The following is a 22000-nucleotide window of genomic DNA, read 5'->3' as shown; positions in this document are numbered from 1 at the left end:
TGTTACAGCCCTACAACGCTTATAATAAGAAATAAATAAAATGGTCTTTGCTAATAAAAAATGCTGAAAGGAAGAGGCTCAAGTGAAAAAAGTTAAAAAAGCAATTATACCTGCGGCTGGCTTAGGAACACGTTTTTTACCGGCCACGAAGGCCATGCCGAAAGAAATGCTGCCAATCGTAGATAAACCGACAATTCAATATATAGTAGAAGAAGCAATTGATTCGGGAATTGAAGATATCATTATTGTTACAGGCAAAGGAAAAAGAGCAATTGAAGACCATTTTGATGTTGCATTTGAACTTGAACAAACCCTACTGAATAAGGAAAAATTCGAATTGTTGGAAAAGGTTCAAGAACCATCCAGAATGGTCGACATACACTATATCAGACAAAAGGAACCAAAGGGTCTAGGACATGCGGTTTGGTGTGCAAGGAATTTTATTGGTAACGAGCCATTTGCTGTTTTACTTGGTGATGATGTTGTCCAGGCAGAGACTCCTTGTCTTAAACAATTAATGAACGAATTTGACAGAACTCATTCATCTGTTATTGGTGTACAACGAGTTCCCGAAGAGGAAACATATCGGTACGGTATAGTTGATCCAATAGATCAGCATGGGTACTCTTTTCAAGTTCGTAACTTTGTGGAAAAGCCTAAATTAGGAACAGCGCCGTCTAATTTAGCCATTATCGGAAGATATATTTTTACCCCTGAAATTTTTATGTTTTTAGACAAGCAGGAAATTGGGGCAGGCGGGGAAATCCAACTTACAGATGCCATCCAAAAGTTAAATCAAATCCAACGAGTATTTGCATATGAATTCGAAGGAAAGCGTTACGATGTTGGAGAAAAATTAGGTTTTATAGAAACAACCATAGAATTTGCCCTTCAAAAGGAAGAATTAAGAGATGATTTATTAAAGTTTATGGGTAAAATACTTGAAAAGTAAATTTTACATCTAAGGAAGAAGTCGAGAATAATTTATTTTTATGGAATGACACCTCTTTAAGGGGTGTTATTTTTTTGTGCTGAAAGGATTTTGTATGATATTGTCATTTTTTGTAACACTTTTATTTCAAATGTCTATTATTGGTTGATATTGTGTGTTTGGCGGATTATAATTTTTAATGGACAAAATTGTCATACTGATAGATAGAAATATTATTAGCTTTTAAATAAATTATAAATAGAAGGGATTGTTAAGTGATTAATAGATCTCAAAGAAATGATACTAAAAAAGGAAGGAAGCACAGATTCCTCAGGATCTTACTGCTCACCCTTTTTGTTTGTACTGTGGGTGCAGGAATTTATTTCTATAATGTATATACTGATGTAGCAAAAGCTGTAGATAAAATGCAACGACCAATAAAGCGAGAGGTTTCACAAAAGCGGGAAGAAAAAGTAGAAGTTCATAAGAAAGACCCTATATCAATTTTGTTGGTTGGGGTTGATGAGAGGGAAGGCGATAAGGGTCGTACAGATTCAATGCTTATTGCCACCATAAATCCCGAAACAAATACTACGAAACTATTAAGTATACCCCGTGATACAAAAACAAGGCTAATTAATAACAGTAATCATAGTAAGGACCAAACAACAAAAATCAATGCTGCCTATGCCTACGGCGGAATCGAGATGACAATTGATACAGTGGAAAACTTCTTAAATATCCCTATTGATTATTATGTCGATGTGAATATGGAGGGCTTCAGAGACATTGTGGACGCCTTAGGCGGGATTGACGTTGATAACAAAATTGCTTTTGAATTAGAAGGTGTCGCACTTAGTAAAGGGCCCCAGCATTTAAATGGTGAAAAGACTCTAAAATATGTACGTATGAGAAAGCAGGATCCAGCTGGAGATTTTGGCCGTCAAAAAAGACAAAAAGAAGTTATTTCAAAGATTATTGAAAAAGGGGCAAGCTTGTCTTCTTTAACCAAATATAATGATATTTTGGAAGCACTTCAGGGAAATATCAAAACAAATTTATCTTTTAATGAAATGATTGGTATACAGGCAGATTATAAATCAGCTACCGGGACTATTGAAAGACTGGAAATTAAAGGTGAGGGAAAATTAGTTTCAGGGGGCTGGTATTACTTCGTTAGCGATGAAACACGGCAAGAAATCTCAAATGAGCTTAGGGCTCAATTAGGTCTTCCTCAAGTAAAAGTAGCAAGATTAAATATTTATGAGGTAAAATAGAAAAAAGAACACCCCCAGATATTGGGGGTATTCTTATAATTTGGACAAATTTTGGAAACCCGAATTGAATAAATTTTTTATAAATCGACAAATTCTTTCAAAAAAATTATATAATAGGTTTTGTCAAATCGTCGTTTGAAAAGGAATGAAAAAATGAATCGTCAAATATATAAAAAAACGAAAAAAAAGATTAGATTGCTAAAAATTTCATTTTGGTTTTTTGTCCTTCTATTAGGATTTTCAGGATTTATTTATTATCAATATTCACAAGGATTAAAGCAAGCCGAAGGAAAATCAATGCTTACGAATAAAGCTTCCAAGGAAACCTTTAACGGAACAAAAAGGAGTACCATGGAAAAGGTTAATATTCTTTTGCTAGGGGTTGACTCCAGAGGTGAGGAGAAATCACGAACTGACACGATTATGATAGCCCAATATGACCCAGAAAATCAAACAGCAAAAATTGTGTCTCTCATGAGGGATATATATGTTAAGATTCCAGGTTACCGGAACTATAAATTAAATACTGCCTACTTTCTTGGCGGCCCGGAGTTGCTCAGAAAAACTATCAAGCAAAATTTTGGTATAGATATTCATTACTATGCAGTTATAGATTTTAAAGGTTTTGAATCTGTGGTAAATACATTGGCACCTAATGGAATACAAATTGATGTTGAAAAGAGAATGTCTGAAAAGATTGGTGTGGTCTTACAGCCGGGCTTTCAAAATCTAAATGGAAAGGAACTGCTGGGATATGCTCGATTCAGAAGTGATGCAAATGGTGATTTTGGCCGTGTAGAGCGACAGCAAACAGTGTTAAAGGCCTTAAAGGATGAAATTGTAAGTATTAACGGTGTCGCCAAACTGCCGAAGTTAGTAGGTACTATTCAGCCATATATTGATACCAATTTAGAAGGGATAGATAGATTGGCGATACTAAAGGACTTTTTATTAAATCCTCCAGAGGATATAGAAACAATACGAATTCCTGTTGACGATACCTTCAAGATGGGAAGTTATGAACATGCTGGTTCAGTACTTGAAATTGATTTTGAGAAAAATAAACAAGCTATTAACCAATTTTTAAATGAAAGTCAAATGGTATCTCAAATGGATACTCCGGAAAAGGAGGGAGAATAATAAGTCTCCAGGCTGCCTTATTAGGTCAACTAAAAATAACCTAAAAGGGCAGTCTTTCATGCTTTTGCAGGTCTTTTTGATAATAATTTTACCGTTTTATTTGATAATATAAATGTAGATTGTACCTTGGGGGTAACAAAATGAAAAAAAATTTACTGCTCTCATTAAGCATGGTCCTTATCCTTTGCATGTTTGGAAGCATGTGCTTTGTTGCATTCTTTGGTAAGAAAGCAACTATTGAAGAGAGCAATATTAATGAAAATATTGAACAAAACCTTCGAATCAATATTAGTAAAGAACCGTCATCATTGCATCCAGGATTAGCGGAAGATGTATCATCATCTTCTGTTCTCCTTCAAACATTTGAAGGTTTAACAAGAATTGACTCATGGGGTCAAACTGTTAATGCGGCAGCAAAAATAATTAAAATTTCTGACGATCAAAAAACCTATACCTTTACACTGCGTGATACAAATTGGTCAAATGGTGACCCAGTCATTGCCGAAGATTTTGAATATGCTTGGAAATGGGCTTTAAATCCTTCAAATCATTCACCAAGTGCAAACCAACTTTATTACATACAGGGTGCAAAAGAGTTTAATAAAGGAAATATTAGTGGTAATAAGGTGGGAGTAAAAGCACTAGATAAGAAAACATTGCAAGTTAGACTAGTAAACCCAATTCCTAATTTCCTTCAATTAACAGCGATGCCTACATACTTTCCAATTAACAGCAAAATTGCAAGGAGACATCCCGATTGGGCAAATGATTCAGGAAATTATCCTTCAAACGGACCTTTCAAATTGTCCAAATGGAAGCATAATAATAAAATTGTCATCGAAAAGAATGATAATTATTGGGATTCCGGCGTGGTTCGGTTGAAAAAAATTACAATGGTAATGATTAATGATCCATTAGCAGAACTGACGATGTTTGAAAAAGGTAAACTTGATTGGGCTGGTGGCCCTGCTGGACACTTGCCATCCGATGGATTAGGGTTATTTGTGGATAATGATAAAGTGGATTCACAGCAAGTCACAGGTGATTATGCTTATAAATTTAATACAAAAATAGAGCCTTTTAATAATGAAAATATACGCAAGGCATTTGCATTATCAATAAATCGCCAAAAGTTAATTGACACTATCGGACTTAAGGGGCTATCGCCGGCAAAAGCCTTGGTACCGCCTTCCTTGTTTCCTGAGAATAAAAAAGGGTATTTTAAAGATGGTGATGTGGAAGCTGCAAAAAAATATCTGCAAAAAGGGCTAGAAGAACTAGGTTATCATGATGTGTCGCAATTACCCTCTATCAATCTTGGTCTGAACTTAATTGATGGGGAACGAAAAATTAGTCAAGCCGAAGAAATTCAAAAGATGTGGAAAAATAATTTAGGGGTAGAGGTAACTATTAAAGATATAAGTAATGAAAAAGCTGACAAGAGTATAAACATCTTCGATTATGAAGTTCCTTTAATAGAGTGGATTGGCTATTATAATGATCCTTTAAATTATCTTGAAATGCATCAGGATGATGCAAAACTAGGCGTGGACGGAACGAACTGGAAAAATGAGAGGTTTCAATTATATCTGAAGAAGGCACAAACTGAAGTAGATCCAAATAAACGCCAAACATTACTTAAGCATGCCGAGAACATCTTGTTAAAGGAAATGCCGGTGATTCCAATTTACTATTTTTCGAATTGTTGGGTTCAAAATAAAAACTTAAATGGAGTAACCTTATCCGGCCTTAGTCACCTTCAATTTAAATGGGCATATTTTAAGGAAGACTGAGACTGTCTTTTGTTTATCGCAAAATGAAACGGATAAAATATAAAAGACTGGTTAGATTTTAATAAATCTAAATCAGTCTTTTCCTATTATAACTATTAATTAAACAAGATAAAAGAGTACACATATACAATCAGGGTGTTAATTTTTTATCAAAAAACCAATGAGTATGATACAATACAACCTGGACAAAAATTTTTTCATTTATCAAGTTTTCAGTTACAGGAGGGGCTTAAAATAAAAGGTCAATATTCTTTACCATCTATACTAAGTGCATTATCCATTGCTTCATTTTTTTTATGTGTATTAGCAATTACCCGACAATACCCTTTTATTCAACTGTCGAAAATTATTAGTATTAGTCTCATTTTTATTTTTATTTTTTCCGTTCCTTTTTTATTGAAAAACTTTTTAAAAAGCGAAAAACTGATAAAGTACTTATTTATTATAAATGTTTTATTTTTATCTCTACTATTGCTATATTCAATTGTGATTGAAAAAAATAACTTTTCATTAGCTGTTCGCTTTTATATTGTCTTGGTTTTAATGCTGGCTGTATTTTTTTTACCAGCAAAGAAATTGTATGTTAACTTTTTTATTATTCTGGCTGTTCTCCATAGTGTATTTCTCATCCTCTTTGAAATATATATCTTAGTTATTGGAGGGCCGGATTTTGCGGAATATATTCGACCAAAAGTAATGAGCCTCGGAATGGGAGATATTTATACATATAATCAGTATTTTTATCGAATACAAATAAAAGGCAATCCTGTATTGCCAATAGCTTTCATTGTTAGTTTATTTGCCATTCAATCAAAACGGATCAAGATTGCTTCAGCGTCCCTTCTATTTGTAGGTACCATTGTTGCAGGGAATTTAGCTTTTCTTCTTTCCATGATTTTCTTTATATGTATGTATGGAGTTATTTTATTTTTGTTAAATAAAAAAGTAGCCGCCTTTCTAAAAAACTTCTTTGCAGACAGAAAAAGAGTAATAATGCTGGCAGCAGTATTTTTGATCATATTTATTGCAGCTGCGCTTTTGATTTATCCATATGCCAGAGAAGTCATAATACGAAAAATGGAATTTTCAATCCCTACCCGATTTGACCAAGTGTTCCATCTTATTAATGATCTAATCGAAACCCCAATTACATTATTATTCGGCAGGGGTTTAGGCCATGTTATTAATGTCATTTCAGATTATCGTGATTATCGAAATGATTATTATTTCGAACTTCAAACGATTTATGTACTAAATCAGGTTGGAGTGCTATATTTTGTCCTTTTTTTAATTACAAAAATCACTTTTATTATAAAGTTTTGGAGAAACAAAATAATATACTTAGTTTATCTATCTTACGTTTTATATGCCTTTACAAATCCTTATTTGTTTGATACAACAAATATTCTAGTATTAATTGTAGTAACCTCATTAAGTAAATTATATTTTAAAGAAGGTAAAAACAGTGGAGCAAAAGTTTAAGGTTTGTGCTGTAATGGTTTGTTTCTATCCTGACACCAATGAGTTATCCGCTAATATTATGTCTATTGTGAAACAAGTAGATAAATTAATAATTGTTGATAATAGTGAAAAACCTGTTAATTTTAATTTTTTGACTGAAAAACATGATATAAATAAAGTGCAATGTGTCCCCTTGAAGGGAAACTTTGGAATTGGCGCCGCTCAAAATGTAGGCATTAAATTGGCAATTGAAGAACAATACGATGGGATTTTACTTTTAGACCAGGACAGTAATCCTCCGGCTAACCTTGTAAGTTCACTTGTAGATGGAGCCCTTTTCTTAAAGGAACAAGGAATCAAGGTTGCTTGCTTAGGACCGGATATATTTAATAAAAACACAAATGAAACATATAAACCTCTTGTAAATAAAGGGACTCAATTAAATGAAGACTTTGTTGAAAAAGATGTATTGATAGCTTCGGGAAAACTAATTTTAGTAGATGCAGTCAAAGTCGTCGGAGATATGGATGAGAGCTTATTTATTGATTTAGTTGATTTTGAATGGTGTTGGAGAGCTAAAAAATATGGGTACAGAGTTTTTAGCAGTAAACGGGTCAGAATGGGACATATGGTTGGACAGAAAAATGTAAAAATTTTAAACGTCTATACTTTATTAATCCCGTCGCCTATTAGACATTATTATCAATTTAGAAATACACTATTTCTTCTAAAAAGAAATTATGTACCGAGCTACTGGAAGTTTAAAGCGCTCGTTGAAAGAAGTATAGAGTTCTTTCTTTATCCTATATTGGTCTCTCCTAGATTACAAAGATTCCGTTATATTCTTAGGGGAGTCATCGACGGCTTATTGAATAGGAAAGGGAAATTTACAAATGGATGAGAGCATGATTACGAATAACAACGTCTGTGCTATTGTTGTAACATTTAACCCAAAAATTGAAGAACTTAAGGAAAACGTTGAATCGTTTATTAAGCAAGTAGGTGGGGTCTGCATTGTAGACAATTCAACGGATTCCTCCCTTCAGGAACAGGTATCCTCATTTAAAACGCTTGAAACCATTCATGTCCTTTCGAATAAGGGAAATTTGGGTATTGCATTCGCACAGAATGTAGGAATGAAATGGGCATTAGAAAAGGGCTATGATGCATTTTTTCTCCTTGATCAGGATAGCAAATTAATGGAAGAGACTGTTTCTAAATTAGTTAGTGAGTATAACTATTTGACAGATAAAAATAAAAGTATTGCGTGTATTGGACCTTTAGCGTTTGATAGAGATAAAACCGAAGAAGATGTTTACAATAATTATCGCAATAGTGATGAAAGAATAATAAAAGTTCCACAAACCTTAAGTTCTGGATCGTTGATTCCTAAAAATGCATTCCTCCAAATAGGTGGTATGGAAGAAGATTTATTTATTGATCTAGTTGATTATGAGTGGTGTTGGAGAGCGGAAAAAATGGGCTACTCCACTTATGTTACTAAGGAAGTAAAGATGGCCCACCGATTAGGGGAAGACAGGTATCACTTTTTGGGAAAAAGTATTGGAGTACCATCACCGATTAGACATTATTATCAATTTCGGAATACCCTTATCATGTTTAAAAGGTCTTATGTACCGATAGATTTTAAACTAAAATACATGATTATTTTACCTTTTAAATTTTTCTTTTTTACTCTTTTTGTTAAGCCTAGAGCTGTACGCTTCAAGATGATTACAAAAGGCATAAAAGATGCCCTCAAGGGGGTTAGGGGCAATATTAATGGAGAAAGACCTAATATAGTTTATGAAACGAATTCATAAACAGGTAAAATGGAGATGAAATGATGAACTTTTCAGTTCTAATGTCAGTATACTTCAAAGAAAAGCCGGATTTTTTAAAAGAAGCAATTGATAGTTTATTACATCAAACATTAAAAGCAAATGAAATTGTGATTGTATTCGATGGAAAATTAACGGAAGAATTGTATGCTTTATTGGACGAATACAAAAAGGCGTACCCGGACCTGTTTAAATATGTACAATTAGAGAAGAATATGGGGTTGGGAAAAGCGTTGGAGATTGGGATAACGGAATGCTCATATGATTTAATAGCAAGAATGGATAGTGATGATATTTGTCACCCTGAAAGGTTTGAGAAACAAATCAACTTTTTGAAAAATAACCCCGATGTGAAAGTACTGGGTTCTTGGATTGCAGAGTTTGAAGAAAATCCTGAAAAAATAGAATCAATCCGAAAAGTTCCAGCCGATTATGAGGAAGTAAAAGAATATGCTAAAACACGCTGCCCTTTAAACCATATGACAGTTGTTTATTGGAAGGAAGAAGTTTTAAAAGCTGGGAGCTATCAGACTTTAATGTGGAATGAGGACTATTACTTATGGGGAAGAATGTTGAACAAGGGCATTAAAATTAAGAATATCCCCGAAGTTCTAGTCTTTGCACGTGCGGGGGCTGATATGTTTAATAGACGCGGTGGATTAAAATATTTTAGGAAAGAAGTAGAGCTTCAAAAGGAATTTTTAAACATGAAATTCATTGACAAGTCAACCTTTATTAAGAATGTTATTACTAGGGGGGCTGTAAGAATACTTCCTAATTCGATTAGAGGGTTTATTTATAAAAAGCTGCTTAGAGCTTAATATTAAGTAAAAGAATAAAAAAATGCTTTATACAATAAGACTGCCGGAAAACCTTTTGGTATTTCCGGCAGTTTTTTTGTGCGCCCTAGTTTAAAATTAGGGCGTTTTTTTAATTAATCATCTGGTAAATAAAATCTCCAGAAACCCAACCAGTACTTGTTGAATTTGGAAGATAAACGTTATACCACCCGTTTTGTGTAACAGGTACACCATTTACTGTAACAGCCTTTAAAAATGTTCCATTACCAACACTGGTCAGTACGCCGGAGCCTGCCGATGCATCGCTGCGGATATTTAACGTACCGCTGTCAAGTTTCACTTGAAAAAGATTTCCGATTGATAAGTATCCCCCATAAAGCCAGCCTGTTTGATCGTTCACATTAACCCTAAACCAATGGAAAGCGTAATTTCCTGTAGTAGCAGGATCATATAGAACGTCAGTGTTATATCCCAATATATTTACGATACTATTTTGTGAGATAGAGCCAATTAATGTTGAGGATGTAACGTAAGGTAAAGACCTAAGATTTAGTGTAGACGTGTTGATTATATTTGCGACAATCCCGCTTGGAAAGTTAATGACAGTATTTTCTGGATTTGGAAGTCCAGCTGGTATATCCCTTACTAATGGAGGTGGAGCAATAGGTGACATCCCTAGTTCGTTAACATTTGAATAGTAGGAACTATCATATGGTTGCATTCTTTTCATAAGATTAGCAATTCCATTTTTCCAATTTTGGTCTGTTGCATATTTTACGTTCATTCCCACTAAATTTGGTCCATTATAATAACTTCCAGATTCACTTAGATAATCTACTCTTACCTGATAAGCTACTCTGAAAATACTATCAGGTACAGACTGGAAGTAATAACCACATGTGAATGGGCAAACATTATAGGCACCGTATCCATAAAGGTTATTTTTATATTGAATTAAGTTTGAACCGCCCCATCCAGTTTCCCAAATAGCATGTGCTACTAGATATTGTGCGTTTACACCATATCTATTCTGGGCATCGATAAAACTTTGGGCATAATTTTTAAGGGGGCTATTGGATTGATTATTTGCGTTAAAGAAATTAATAATATCATTTGCGGTGATATTAGCTGGTTTTTTTAAATTTAATGTAAGATAGGGATTCCCATTACTAACTATAAAGTTAACGGAAAGGCTATGAGTTTTTCCGCTATTTCCGGTTTCCTTAATGGTTAGGGTATGTTGCCCATCACCGAAAAGTAGTGTGTCTAAAGAATATTGGAAACCGGCGTTAGAATTAAAGTATTCTGGGAAAACATTTAGCACATCGGGGCGTGAAAGGCCATACTGTGCATTTCCAATTAAATTCCCATCAACAAAAATTTCAACTTTTGCCACGCCGCTGCCATCTAAATACCATCCGCGGATATTGGTTATTCCGCTAATTGTTGAACCTGATTTAGGTGAATCAATGAACCCCATGGTAGGCAAGTCTTCGAGATTTTGAACACTCACAATAACGGTTTGCAGCTGCTTAGTCGTGCCGTTCATCCCTTTAGCCCTAACTGTTATAGTATGTGAACCATTGGAATAATTCTTAGTGTCGAGAGCATACTCATAACCGCCGTTAGCATTTTGATAATCTGGAAAAATCTTTTGAACGTCAGGCCGTGAAAGGCCATACTGGGCTGGTCCCACAACTTGACCATCAACTAAAACTTCAACTTTTTCAACCCCATTATCATCCAAGAACCAACCACGAATAGTAGTTAACCCCTTAACAATTGAACCATTTGCAGGTGAATCCATAAATCCTATTAATTCCAGATTTTGGACATTGATGCCGACACTTTGCAACTGTTTAGTGGAACCGTTTTTCCCAGTTTCTCTAACTGTAATGGAGTGCCATCCATTTAAAAGTCGATTGGTGTCAAGAGCAAATTCAAACCCAGAGTTGGCATTTTGATACTCGGGAAAAATATTTAGAACATCAGTTCGTGATGTTCCGTACTGAGCCTGTCCAACAGTCTGTCCATCAACCAGGACCTCTACTTTGTCTACTCCGCTAATATCCAAAAACCAACCCCGTATAGTTGTAATGTCTTTAACCGCTGTGCCATTCTTTGGTGTGTCTAAAAATCCAGTTGAAGGCAAATTTTGCACATTAATGGTTTTGGCTTGGAGCTGCTTTGAAGCACCGTTATTTCCAATCCCTTTTACCGTAATTGAGTGCGTTCCATTAGTAAGCATCTTGGTATCAAAAGCAAATTCAAATCCAGCGTTTGCGTTCTGATATTCAGGATAAATCTTCATGACGTCTGGGCGAGAACTTCCATACTGAGCCAGCCCTACCGATTTTCCATCAACCAGAACTTCCACATTTTTAATCCCGCTAACGTCTAAAAACCAACCTCGTACATTAATGATTTCCTTAACTGTAGAATCAGCTGTGGGTGAATCGATGTAACCGGTTGAAGGCGGGTTATTTACATTTACTGATTTGCTTTGAATTTGTAAAGTAGAGCCGTTTTTTAGTGTTCCTTTGACAGCAATGGAGTGTGTACCATTGGTCAGTGTCTTGGTATCAAGGGCAAATTCATATCCGGCATTTGCATTTTGATACTGTGGAAAAACGTTAAAAACGTCTGGTCGTGAGATACCATATTGCGCTTGCCCCACTGATTGTCCATCAACTAGGACTTCTACTTTTTCAACCCCGCTCCCATCCAAAAACCATCCACGAACATTAATAATTTCTTTTACAGTAGATCCTGAAGATGGTAAGTCAATAAATCCCATGGGTTGAAGGGGTTCACTGTCTGCTAATACTCCATTATTATGGACTATAAAAATACTAAAAATAGAAGCAAACAGTAAATATCGGAATACTTTAATGAAAATGTTTTTCACCTCCCTAAAAATCTGTAAAACTATTAAAACATTACAAGGTAAATAGTATCAAATAATAGTTTTGAAGACAATTTATATAGGGCAGTTTTTTATGGAAAAATAGTGGAATTTGAATGAATACCAATAATTAACGCGAATTTTGTCGAAAAATCGAGGTAATAACTTGTCAATTTTGATAAAATAGATAGAGATTTAGGTAAGATAGCGATTATATCAAGAATAACTTTAGGAGGAAAAATGGAAAATATTAGAAAAGGGGCGTTATCCTTTGCGATAACTGCAATTCAAGTCTTGATAGTTGATTTTGTAATTGAATGGATTTATAGAGGGAGTTTTGCGGCAACTTTTGAATGGATTGAGGAAGAAACTAGACACTTTGCTTACAATTTTTTGTTTCTATTTTTACTCTTCGGTTCTTTCCATATTTTCAAAAGAAAGCTTTATATTCTTTTTTCATTTATAACAACAAGTATTTTGTTTATCTTAGCTATAGCTTGTAATATAAAACAATCCTTAAGAGGGGAACCTGTTGTGCCATTAGATCTTTCCTTAGGGCAAGAAGCAGCAAATATGGCCAATATTTTCTCAAATTCCGTTTTAATAGCCTTATGTACAGGGTTTCTAATCATTGTGATTCTTGTAGGATTTGTCATTTATAAAGTTCCAAATCAAGTGAAAAGAAATTGGGTTAAAATTACTACAGCTTTTCTGTTTCTTTTATCTTTTTTATTAATCATTAATAATGAAGTGAAGAATGAAAATACATTTTTAAAAACAAAATTTTTTATTAGAAATAATGTTTGGATTCAAAGTGAGAATTATCAAACAAACGGTGTAGTGGCAAGCTTTATTTTAAATACTCAGTTTTTAAAAATTGATCAGCCGAATAATTATACCAAGAATTCATTGGAAAACATTATTAACAATAATCAGGTATCCGAAAATAATGATTCAGACAAACCTAATATCATTATGATTATGAGTGAAGCATTTTGGGATCCTACAATATTGGAAAATGTAGAATTTAATAAAGACCCGCTCCCGTTTTTTCACAAACTTCAGGAAGAAAATTCTGGAGGCCAACTTTTGGTTCCTGTGTTTGGGGGCTCTACGGCAAATACAGAATTTGAGGCATTATCGGGGATTTCTACGCAATTATTGCCGACAGGATCTATCCCATATTTACATTATTTGAATAGGCAAATTCCGGCCCTTCCATATTTATTAAGGGAACAAGGGTATGATACTACCGCCATTCACTCATTTCATCACTGGTTCTATAACCGTTCCAAGGTATATAAGAATCTAGGTTTTAATCGTTTTATAAGTGTTGAATTTATGGAGAACCCAGTTCCTGTTGGACCATATACTCATGATTCAAGTATTACCGATGAAATCTTGAAAAAGCTAAATATGTCCCAGAATCAACCTAATTTCATTTTTGCAGTTACCACCCAAAACCATGGGCCATATAGTGAAACAGAAAAAATGCCTTATGCTAATATAGAAATTAATAATAAGCAAAAAAAAGGGCTTTCAAAGAAATCCATTAACATGTTAGAGGTATATTCTGATACGCTTTCGGAATCTGATAAGGAATTGGAGAGATTAATAACGGAGCTTGAAAAGATGGATAAAAAGACAATGGTAGTATTTTTCGGAGACCATTTACCGTTATTAGGTGAAAATTATAAAGTGTATAAAGAGAGTGGATATTATCAAGAAAATAAAACGTATGAGGAATACTTGAAAATGTATTCCACTCCAATTATGGTATGGGATAATTTTTCTGGCAAAAGAGAGAAATTGAATATTGGCTCAACGATGGTGTCTCCAATGATCCTTGATCGTAGTGGCCTAAAAGGTGACAATCTCACTGATTATTTGCTTAACCATCTTCACAAGGGTGAACTATCCAAAATGGTTAGAAACGATTTCCGTAAGAAAGATAATACAAATGATCAAATAATAGATGAAATTAAGCTTTTACAATATGATATGCTTTTTGGAAAGCAATATGGATTAGGCAATGAACAGTTAAAACCTAATAACAAATATACTCTCGGATATGGTAAACCGGTTATAAAAGAAGTATCTATTGAAAATGAGGGGGATGAGACCTTTCTACATTTGAAGGGCGAGAATTTTTCTAGTTACAGCAATGTTTATATTAATGGAACAAAAGTGGAGAAACGGTTAGTTGATGGTGCGAATATACTTGTACCTGACTCTGGTTTAACAGGGAAAATTGAAATTGTTGTGAAAGTATCGGACTCATATGAAAAAGTTTTATCTGAGAGCATTCCATATAAAATGAAAAATTGAAGAAAAATACAGCAGTTTCGGCTAGAAATCAAAACTAGATTTCTAGTTTTTTTGTGGAGAAAGCGAAAACTATCTAATTTGTATACGCTGTTTGAAAGCATTATTAGGTAAGTTTTTTGTGGAAATGATACTTTGCATTCATTTAAATTAATTGCTAGAATGTATAGGGTACAATTTTAAACACGGATTTTATTAGCTATCCATTAACAATAAATTGAAAAGGAATATTTATGAATTTACTTAAAACAAGTGTTTTGTCATCTATTGCCACTTTAATTAAAATTATTACCGGTTTTGCAGTCAACAAGGTTTTGGCAATCTATATTGGTCCCGCTGGTATAGCTCAAATGGGAAATTTGCAAAACTTTTATGCGATTGTTTCGAATATAGGCAATGCTTCAATTGTGCAAGGTGTCACAAAGTATGTTTCCTTTCACTCCGATGAACAGGGGTCCCAGAAGAAATATATCAATGCGGCGATTACAATATCGATTGTTGCTTCAATTATTGCAGGTTTATTGACTATATTTTTAAGCAGACCTCTATCTGTTATATTATTCAATTCCAAAGAATATAACGGCGTCATATTTTTTTCTGGTATATCTCTAATATTATTTTCAGTCAATAGCGTTTTGATTGCCATTGTAAATGGCTTTAAAAATATAAGAAAATATACAATTATTAACGTTATCTCTAGTTTTTTCGGTTTATTTATATCGGTATTGATGACTGTAAATTGGCAATTAAAAGGAGCTATGTACGGTTATGTTTTATCCCAAACCGTTATTTTCTTCATCACTGTAATTATATTAATGAAAGAAAAATGGTTGAGGGACATAAGAGTACAAAAGGTCAGCACTTCAATATTAAAAAATTATCTCAACTATACAATTATGGCGCTTATTCATATAATAACTGCCCCGGTTTCTTTCATAATAATTCGTAATTTTATTACCAATACATTATCGCTTGAAGATGCTGGTTATTGGAATAGCATTGTTAAAATCTCAGATACATATTTGATGTTTATCACAATGACACTCAGTGTATATTATTTGCCCCGATTAGCCGAAATTAAAGATAATTATTTATTAAAAAAAGAAATATTTAATGGATATAAACTGATTTTGCCTATTCTAACAGTAGTTCTAATAGCCGTTTATTTTATGAGAGATATCATAATAGTTATTCTGTATTCAAGTAAATTTCTTATTATGAGGGATTTATTTTTATTTCAAATTATTGGAGACTTTTTTAAAATCGCAAGCTGGCTAATATCATTTAATATGGTTGTAAAGGAAATGACAAAATTAGTTATTGTAACTGAGTTGTTCTATTCGATTACATTAACATTAGTATCAATGTTGTTTATCCACTTGTTTGGGTTGGTAGGTGTCACATATGCTTACGCCAGTACTTATTTTTTATACTTTATATTAGTCGTCTTTTTGATGCGGAAAATTGTATTTTTAAGGAAACCTGTATAGATTGGACTGAGTCGAATGAAAAAGATAAAGGTTTTATATGCAACACGCCACGATTGCTTTAGCCATCGTGGGGGAGATACTGTTCAAATGTTGAAAACAAAGGAATTCATTGAAAAAAGCTTCCCTGTTGAAATTGAGATAGCTTTAAATGAACAGGACTTTGAAAAAAATAAAGATGCAGATGTTATACATATATTTAACATACAAACCATCGATGAAACGTTAAGATATGTTGAGTTATGCAAAAAAAACAATAAAAAGTTTGTTGTGTCAACGATTTACTGGGACTTATCCCATTCTATTTTTATCACTTTTTTAACCAATACCTTTAAATACATGGATTTTAATAAGAATAACTATCGATATAAGGATCTTGTTCTTAACCTTAAAAGAAGTGTGGGTGGATTACTGGGGAAAAAAGATCAGTTTGGAAGTAAAAACTATAATTCAAAACGCAGGAAAGTCCTTCAACAAGCAGATGTACTATTGCCCAATTCAAATGAAGAATTAGAAATTATGGAAAAGGAATTTGATATAGAGGGGCTTATGAAAAAAACAGTTGTTGTGCCTAATGCTGTTGATTATACTCCTTCTGCCGAAACAAGGTTATCATTGGAATGGCTAAATAAATTAGAAAATATTGTTTTAGAGGTAGGTAGGATTGAACCTACTAAAAATCAAGCAGGTATCATTAAGGGACTAGAAAAGCATCCCGAAATACCAATCGTATTCGTTGGAAGAGTACAAAATGAACGCTATGCTGAGTATGTAAAAAATCTCGCTGAAAAGAGAGGAAATGTATACTTTATAGATCAAATCGATCATGCTGAAATCTTTGCACTATTTCGGAAAGCCGCCGTACATGTTCTTCCATCTTTTCGGGAATCACCTGGGCTGTCCAGTCTGGAAGCTTTATTCTCAGGCTGTAATATTGTTGTTTCATCAGTAGAATACTGCCCAATTCATTATTATAAATTTGATCAATACGGAGAGACTTGTAATCCATATGATCCCGATTCAATTGGAACTGCTATCCTAAAATCTTTGAAAAAGGCAAAGATTAATTTGCCGAAAGAGTATTATAAAGATTATTCTTATGAAAAAGTTGCAGAATTAACGTATAAAGCCTATACACAATTAGTTTAGGTGAAATGATAAAAATTTATTTGGACTAGTTTTCTTTTAGCCGATATGGGTTTTTATAGTTATTTCTTTAAATATGTTAATTGAAGGAGATGTATTAAATGAAGGGTATTATTCTTGCCGGTGGGAGCGGAACTCGGCTCTATCCGTTAACAAAAGTTGTATCAAAGCAATTATTACCTGTATACGATAAACCGATGATATATTATCCACTTTCAGTATTAATGCTAGCTGGAATAAAGGATATTTTAATCATTTCGACCCCTGAAGATACTTCAAGGTTTGAACAAATATTAGGGGACGGTTCCGATTTAGGAATGAGTTTTTCCTATAAAATTCAGCCTCATCCAGGCGGGTTGGCACAAGCCTTTTTAATCGGTGAAGAATTTATTGGCGACGACAATGTTGCCTTAGTCCTTGGCGACAATATTTTCTACGGACATGGTTTGACAGAATTATTAAGAAAAGCTGCTTCTAGGGAAATAGGTGCATCCGTATTCGGCTATTATGTCAATGACCCTGAGCGTTTTGGTGTGGTCGAATTTGATGAGGAAGGGAAGGCAGTTTCAATTGAAGAAAAGCCTGGAGAACCAAAGTCAAACTACGCAGTAACAGGTCTTTATTTTTACGACAATAGGGTAGTGGAAATTGCAAAGAACATCAAGCCATCCGCCCGTGGCGAGCTGGAAATTACTGATGTTAACAAAGCTTACCTTGATATGGGAGAACTTAACGTTGAATTACTTGGCCGCGGTTACGCATGGTTAGATACCGGTACACACGCTTCATTATTGGAAGCATCACAATTTATCGAAACGGTCGAAAAACGACAATCTTTGAAAATTGCCTGCTTAGAAGAAATTGCATATCGAATGGGATATATTACAAAAGATAAGTTATTGGAGTTGGCAGAGCCATTAATGAAGAATCAATATGGCCAATATTTAGTGAAAGTCGCCAATCAAGGATTGAAATGAGGGATTAAGAATGAACGTCATTGAAACGAAGCTTTCTGGTGTAAAAATTTTAGAACCAAAGGTGTTTGGTGACCACCGCGGTTACTTTATGGAAAGTTATAATAAAAATATATTTGAACAATTAGGTTTACATTTTGATTTTATACAGGATAATCAATCTCTTTCAGCTCCTGTAGGGACTTTACGTGGTTTGCATTTCCAATTAAATCCTAAAGCTCAGACAAAAGTTGTTCGTTGTGTCACAGGAGCAATATATGATGTTGCGGTAGATATTCGAGAAGGATCTCCCACATATTGCCAATGGGTTGGCGTCATTTTGAGCGAGTATAATAAACGTCAGCTTTTAGTTCCAAAAGGCTTCGCCCACGGTTTCTGCACATTGGTGCCTGACACCACTGTAGCTTATAAAGTGGATGAATACTATTCACCGGAACATGACGGCGGCATTCTCTGGAATGACCCCGATCTAGGGATTGATTGGCCAACCACCAATCCCGTTCTTTCGGAAAAAGATACTAAGCACCCAAGATTAAAAGATGCAACCCACCTTAACTTTGTGTTTGAAAAACAGGAGGCAGAAAAATGAAGTTATTAGTAACTGGCGGAGCTGGCTTTATTGGCAGCAACTTTGTCCGCTTTATGGTAAATAAATATCCTGAATACAATATTGTGAATTTGGACTTGTTAACTTATGCAGGGAACCTGGAAAATCTAAAGGATATCGAGAATAAGCCTAATTATAAATTTGTCCGCGGCGACATTGCCGACCGCGATTTTATCCAAGGTCTCTTCCAAGAGGAGAAGTTCGATTATGTATTGAACTTTGCTGCTGAATCTCATGTGGACCGGAGCATTACTGACCCTGGGATTTTTGTCCAAACAAATATTCAGGGAACGTTAGCATTGCTTGATGCCGCAAAATCATTTGGAGTGAAGAAATACCTTCAAGTTTCTACTGATGAGGTGTACGGTACTTTAGGTGAAACAGGTTATTTTACAGAGGAAACACCGCTTGCTCCAAATAGTCCTTATAGTGCGAGCAAGGCAGGCGCGGATTTGCTGGTTCGTGCCTATAATGAAACATTTGGCCTACCGGTAAATATAACTAGATGTTCTAATAACTATGGACCTTTCCATTTTCCAGAGAAGCTTATTCCACTAATGATTATTAATGCCTTGAATGATAAAGAGCTTCCGGTTTATGGGGACGGCTTGAATATCCGCGACTGGCTCCATGTTGAGGACCATTGCCAAGCCATTGATTTAGTACTGCATAAGGGTCGTGTTGGTGAAGTATACAATGTCGGCGGCAATAATGAACGCACTAATATTGATATTGTAAGGACAATCCTTAAGCAACTAGGAAAGCCTGAATCATTAATCAAATTTGTAAAAGACCGTCCAGGCCACGACCGCCGTTATGCGATCGACGCGACGAAGTTACGCACGGAATTAGGCTGGTCCCCTAAGTATAATTTTGACACAGGGATTGAACAAACTATTAATTGGTATTTAAATAATAAGGAATGGTGGGAAAACATCATTTCTGGTGAATATCAGGAATATTTTAAATCCCAATACGGCGATAGACTGGGAGTAGAATGATGAAGGTTGTTGTAACAGGAGCTGCTGGTCAATTAGGTCAAGATGTTCTTTTGGAATTGGAACGAAATAACCATCAAGCTATAGGTGCAGACCGCCAAACATTAGATATAAGCGACGAATCAGCAGTGCAAGGATTCATTCAGGAAGTGAAACCTGATGTTATTCTCCATTGTGCGGCCTACACAAATGTAGATGCCGCAGAACAGGATGAAGAGACTGCCTATAAGGTTAACGGATTGGGAGCTAAATATCTAGCTCAGGCAGCTAAGCAAACCGGCGCGAAGATGATGTATATCAGCACGGACTATGTATTCGATGGAACAGCTTCGGAGCCATATGAGGTTGATCATCCTACAAAACCGCTTGGGGCATATGGGCGTACAAAATTAGCTGGTGAAGTGTTTGTTCAAGAAAATCTAGAGGAATTCTTCATAGTTCGAACAGCATGGGTATTTGGTAAACATGGCAACAATTTTGTCAAAACAATGATTCGACTGGGCAAGGAACGCGGCGAAGTGGGCGTTGTTTCAGATCAAGTGGGTTCTCCTACTTATACAGTTGACCTAGCAAAATTCATGGTGGCACTTGTGGAAACAGACAAATATGGAATTTACCATGCTACTAACAGTGGAATTTGTTCTTGGTACGAATTTGCTGTTGAAATTTTTAAGCAAGCGGAGTTAGATGTAACAGTTCGACCGTTAACAACGGAACAGTTCCCGCGGCCAGCCGCAAGACCGAAATATTCAGTACTTAGTAAGAAGAGGATTGAAGAGGAAGGACTGACACCGCTCCAAAGCTGGAAGGATGCTTTGTCAGATTATCTAGAGGAACTATAAGAATAATCATATAGGGAAAGGGATACGTTAATTGGTCATCTTTGACTTTAATGTATCCTTTTTTTATGTTATTTTATTAAAGGTTAGTTTTTTTCGTTCATTATTGAAACTTTCTTCACAAAGTTTCGTCTGAAATATTGGTGATACAATATTTACAAATGAATTTTTTCCCTTTGAGTAAATTTTGTACATATATCAAATTAATAGTTTCATTGAGAGTAAGTCTATGCTATAATCCATTAGGAGTATTTTATCGAAATTTGGCTTTTTTATACATTTTTTATCTATAAAACTCAAATTCCGGTTATAAAATAAGCACGGAGGGTCTTTATGTTATATGTAACTTTATTTATATGTTTTTGTGCTTCGATCTTCCTTACACCATTAGTGAAAAAATTAGCCTTTAAAATTGGTGCAACCGATAAGCCAAATCAAAGGAAAGTTCATCAGAAAATCATGCCTCGCTTAGGTGGGTTGGCAATATATATAAGCTTTATAATAGGTATACTAATCATCCAACCAATTAAAAATTTTAACATGCTACTCTTAAACCCAATTGGGGATGTACACGTAGCGCTGATACTAGGTAGCTTAATCATTATCCTTACTGGTGCAATAGATGATGTCAAAGAAATTTCACCAAAAGTAAAGCTGTTAGGACAAATAATAGCTTCTTTAGTGATTATACTTCTTGGAGATATAAAAGTTGAGTTCATTAACTTACCGTTTGGCTGGGGAAAGTTAGATTTTGGAATATTTAGCATCCCATTTACAATGGTTTGGATTGTAGGTATTACAAACGCAATAAATTTAATCGACGGGTTAGATGGTTTGGCGGGCGGCGTATCTTCAATAGCATTATTCTCCATCGCAGGAATTGCGTATATTACTGGAAACCCTTATGTAACAATTGTGGCATTAATTGCAGCTGTTTCAACACTCGGCTTTCTAGTATATAATTTTCATCCTGCCAAGATTTTTATGGGGGATACGGGGGCATTATTTTTAGGATTTTTAATAAGTGTTCTATCATTATTGGGTCTAAAGAGTGTTACGGTGATGTCCCTAGTTATTCCAGTCATAATATTAGGTGTTCCCGTTTCTGATACTTTCTTTGCCATTATCCGCAGACTAGTGAATAAACAACCTTTATCTGCGCCCGATAAATCACACCTGCACCATTGTTTGCTAAGAGCGGGTTATTCACACCGGCAAACAGTTTTATTGATTTATGCGATGAGTGCTGTTTTTGGACTAGCAGGATTTATCTTCACGCAGGCAACGATACGTGGATCCGTTATTATTCTTCTCACAATTTTGATTATCATTGAAATTTTCGTAGAGAAAATCGGTCTTGTACGTGAAGACTACAGACCATTGTTAAATCTGATACGAGGTTTTAGACAAGTAAATCTACGTAATAAATAAAGAGTCGCGGGCCTCACTTCCTAGTGAGTTTGCCCGCTTTTATTT

The 22000-nt window shown here is 34.8% G+C and carries 17 protein-coding genes; 16 read left to right on the top strand and 1 reads right to left on the bottom strand.

Translation table 11 applies throughout. The features are described from left to right. Positions 1–82 precede the first annotated feature (82 nt). The 8 genes from galU to ACZ5AE_RS25260 all read left to right on the top strand — a co-directional run bounded on the left by galU (position 83) and on the right by ACZ5AE_RS25260 (position 9264). Positions 83–952 (top strand): UTP--glucose-1-phosphate uridylyltransferase GalU, encoded by an 870-nt coding sequence (gene galU / locus ACZ5AE_RS25295; protein WP_464567250.1) that lies wholly within the window; start codon positions 83–85, stop codon positions 950–952. A gap of 254 nt (positions 953–1206) precedes the next feature. Further along, entirely contained in the window at positions 1207–2208 is a 1002-nt protein-coding gene (locus tag ACZ5AE_RS25290; RefSeq protein ID WP_464567249.1) for an LCP family glycopolymer transferase, read from the top strand. A gap of 153 nt (positions 2209–2361) precedes the next feature. Then, positions 2362–3348 (top strand): LCP family protein, encoded by a 987-nt coding sequence (locus tag ACZ5AE_RS25285; protein ID WP_464567248.1) that lies wholly within the window; start codon positions 2362–2364, stop codon positions 3346–3348. A 140-nt stretch (positions 3349–3488) separates the two neighbouring features. Continuing rightward, positions 3489–5141 (top strand): peptide ABC transporter substrate-binding protein, encoded by a 1653-nt coding sequence (locus ACZ5AE_RS25280; protein ID WP_464567247.1) that lies wholly within the window; start codon positions 3489–3491, stop codon positions 5139–5141. A gap of 135 nt (positions 5142–5276) precedes the next feature. Continuing rightward, positions 5277–6623 (top strand): hypothetical protein, encoded by a 1347-nt coding sequence (locus ACZ5AE_RS25275; protein WP_464567246.1) that lies wholly within the window; start codon positions 5277–5279, stop codon positions 6621–6623. Then, positions 6607–7503: a glycosyltransferase family 2 protein gene (locus ACZ5AE_RS25270; protein WP_464567245.1), complete on the top strand. Its 897-nt coding sequence runs from the start codon at positions 6607–6609 to the stop codon at positions 7501–7503. The genes ACZ5AE_RS25275 and ACZ5AE_RS25270 overlap by 17 nt, the downstream gene beginning before the upstream one ends. Then, a complete protein-coding gene (locus ACZ5AE_RS25265) occupies positions 7496–8425 on the top strand; it encodes a glycosyltransferase family 2 protein (protein ID WP_464567244.1) in 930 nt (309 codons plus the stop codon). Before ACZ5AE_RS25270 ends, ACZ5AE_RS25265 begins: the two co-directional genes overlap by 8 nt. Positions 8426–8466: 41 nt before the next feature. Beyond that, positions 8467–9264, top strand: a complete 798-nt coding sequence (locus ACZ5AE_RS25260) for a glycosyltransferase (RefSeq protein ID WP_464567243.1) — start codon at positions 8467–8469, stop codon at positions 9262–9264. Positions 9265–9373: 109 nt separating this feature from the next. On the opposite strand, the gene ACZ5AE_RS25255 is transcribed toward ACZ5AE_RS25260, so the two are convergent. Further along, positions 9374–12151, bottom strand: a complete 2778-nt coding sequence (locus tag ACZ5AE_RS25255; protein ID WP_464567242.1) for an Ig-like domain-containing protein — start codon at positions 12149–12151, stop codon at positions 9374–9376. Positions 12152–12388: 237 nt separating this feature from the next. On the opposite strand from ACZ5AE_RS25255, the gene ACZ5AE_RS25250 reads away from it, so the two are divergent. From ACZ5AE_RS25250 to ACZ5AE_RS25215, 8 genes are all read left to right on the top strand, one after another. Further along, positions 12389–14476, top strand: a complete 2088-nt coding sequence (locus tag ACZ5AE_RS25250; RefSeq protein WP_464567241.1) for an LTA synthase family protein — start codon at positions 12389–12391, stop codon at positions 14474–14476. 230 nt (positions 14477–14706) lie between these two features. Further along, complete coding sequence (locus ACZ5AE_RS25245; protein ID WP_464567240.1) at positions 14707–15963, top strand: O-antigen translocase; 1257 nt, start codon at positions 14707–14709, stop codon at positions 15961–15963. A 15-nt stretch (positions 15964–15978) separates the two neighbouring features. Then, positions 15979–17109, top strand: coding sequence for a glycosyltransferase family 4 protein (locus ACZ5AE_RS25240; protein ID WP_464567239.1), 1131 nt, complete (start codon positions 15979–15981; stop codon positions 17107–17109). 98 nt (positions 17110–17207) lie between these two features. Then, positions 17208–18083 carry a glucose-1-phosphate thymidylyltransferase RfbA gene (gene rfbA / locus ACZ5AE_RS25235; RefSeq protein WP_464567238.1) on the top strand — a complete coding sequence of 292 codons (876 nt, stop codon included), beginning with the start codon at positions 17208–17210 and terminating at the stop codon, positions 18081–18083. A gap of 10 nt (positions 18084–18093) precedes the next feature. Further along, positions 18094–18669 (top strand): dTDP-4-dehydrorhamnose 3,5-epimerase, encoded by a 576-nt coding sequence (gene rfbC, locus ACZ5AE_RS25230; RefSeq protein WP_464567237.1) that lies wholly within the window; start codon positions 18094–18096, stop codon positions 18667–18669. Continuing rightward, positions 18666–19688 (top strand): dTDP-glucose 4,6-dehydratase, encoded by a 1023-nt coding sequence (gene rfbB / locus ACZ5AE_RS25225; protein WP_464567236.1) that lies wholly within the window; start codon positions 18666–18668, stop codon positions 19686–19688. The genes rfbC and rfbB overlap by 4 nt, the downstream gene beginning before the upstream one ends. Next, positions 19688–20527, top strand: coding sequence for a dTDP-4-dehydrorhamnose reductase (rfbD, locus tag ACZ5AE_RS25220; RefSeq protein ID WP_464573735.1), 840 nt, complete (start codon positions 19688–19690; stop codon positions 20525–20527). Before rfbB ends, rfbD begins: the two co-directional genes overlap by 1 nt. A gap of 330 nt (positions 20528–20857) precedes the next feature. Then, entirely contained in the window at positions 20858–21955 is a 1098-nt protein-coding gene (locus ACZ5AE_RS25215) for a glycosyltransferase family 4 protein (protein ID WP_464567235.1), read from the top strand. Positions 21956–22000 lie beyond the last annotated feature (45 nt).

This window comes from Neobacillus sp. S1227, from assembly GCF_055385255.1.
Note: the sequence above shows the minus strand (reverse complement) of the source record. Positions and strands in the feature narration are given on the sequence as shown.

What these genes read in the sequence shown, in the direction of transcription:
- ACZ5AE_RS25285 (WP_464567248.1), top strand. Translation starts at nt 2,362, where the DNA reads ATGAATCGTCAAATATATAAAAAAACGAAAAAAAAGATTAGATTGCTA.
- ACZ5AE_RS25280 (WP_464567247.1), top strand. Translation starts at nt 3,489, where the DNA reads ATGAAAAAAAATTTACTGCTCTCATTAAGCATGGTCCTTATCCTTTGC.
- ACZ5AE_RS25265 (WP_464567244.1), top strand. Translation starts at nt 7,496, where the DNA reads ATGGATGAGAGCATGATTACGAATAACAACGTCTGTGCTATTGTTGTA.
- ACZ5AE_RS25260 (WP_464567243.1), top strand. Translation starts at nt 8,467, where the DNA reads ATGTCAGTATACTTCAAAGAAAAGCCGGATTTTTTAAAAGAAGCAATT.
- ACZ5AE_RS25250 (WP_464567241.1), top strand. Translation starts at nt 12,389, where the DNA reads ATGGAAAATATTAGAAAAGGGGCGTTATCCTTTGCGATAACTGCAATT.
- ACZ5AE_RS25245 (WP_464567240.1), top strand. Translation starts at nt 14,707, where the DNA reads ATGAATTTACTTAAAACAAGTGTTTTGTCATCTATTGCCACTTTAATT.
- ACZ5AE_RS25240 (WP_464567239.1), top strand. Translation starts at nt 15,979, where the DNA reads ATGAAAAAGATAAAGGTTTTATATGCAACACGCCACGATTGCTTTAGC.
- rfbA (WP_464567238.1), top strand. Translation starts at nt 17,208, where the DNA reads ATGAAGGGTATTATTCTTGCCGGTGGGAGCGGAACTCGGCTCTATCCG.
- rfbC (WP_464567237.1), top strand. Translation starts at nt 18,094, where the DNA reads ATGAACGTCATTGAAACGAAGCTTTCTGGTGTAAAAATTTTAGAACCA.
- rfbB (WP_464567236.1), top strand. Translation starts at nt 18,666, where the DNA reads ATGAAGTTATTAGTAACTGGCGGAGCTGGCTTTATTGGCAGCAACTTT.
- rfbD (WP_464573735.1), top strand. Translation starts at nt 19,688, where the DNA reads ATGAAGGTTGTTGTAACAGGAGCTGCTGGTCAATTAGGTCAAGATGTT.
- ACZ5AE_RS25215 (WP_464567235.1), top strand. Translation starts at nt 20,858, where the DNA reads ATGTTATATGTAACTTTATTTATATGTTTTTGTGCTTCGATCTTCCTT.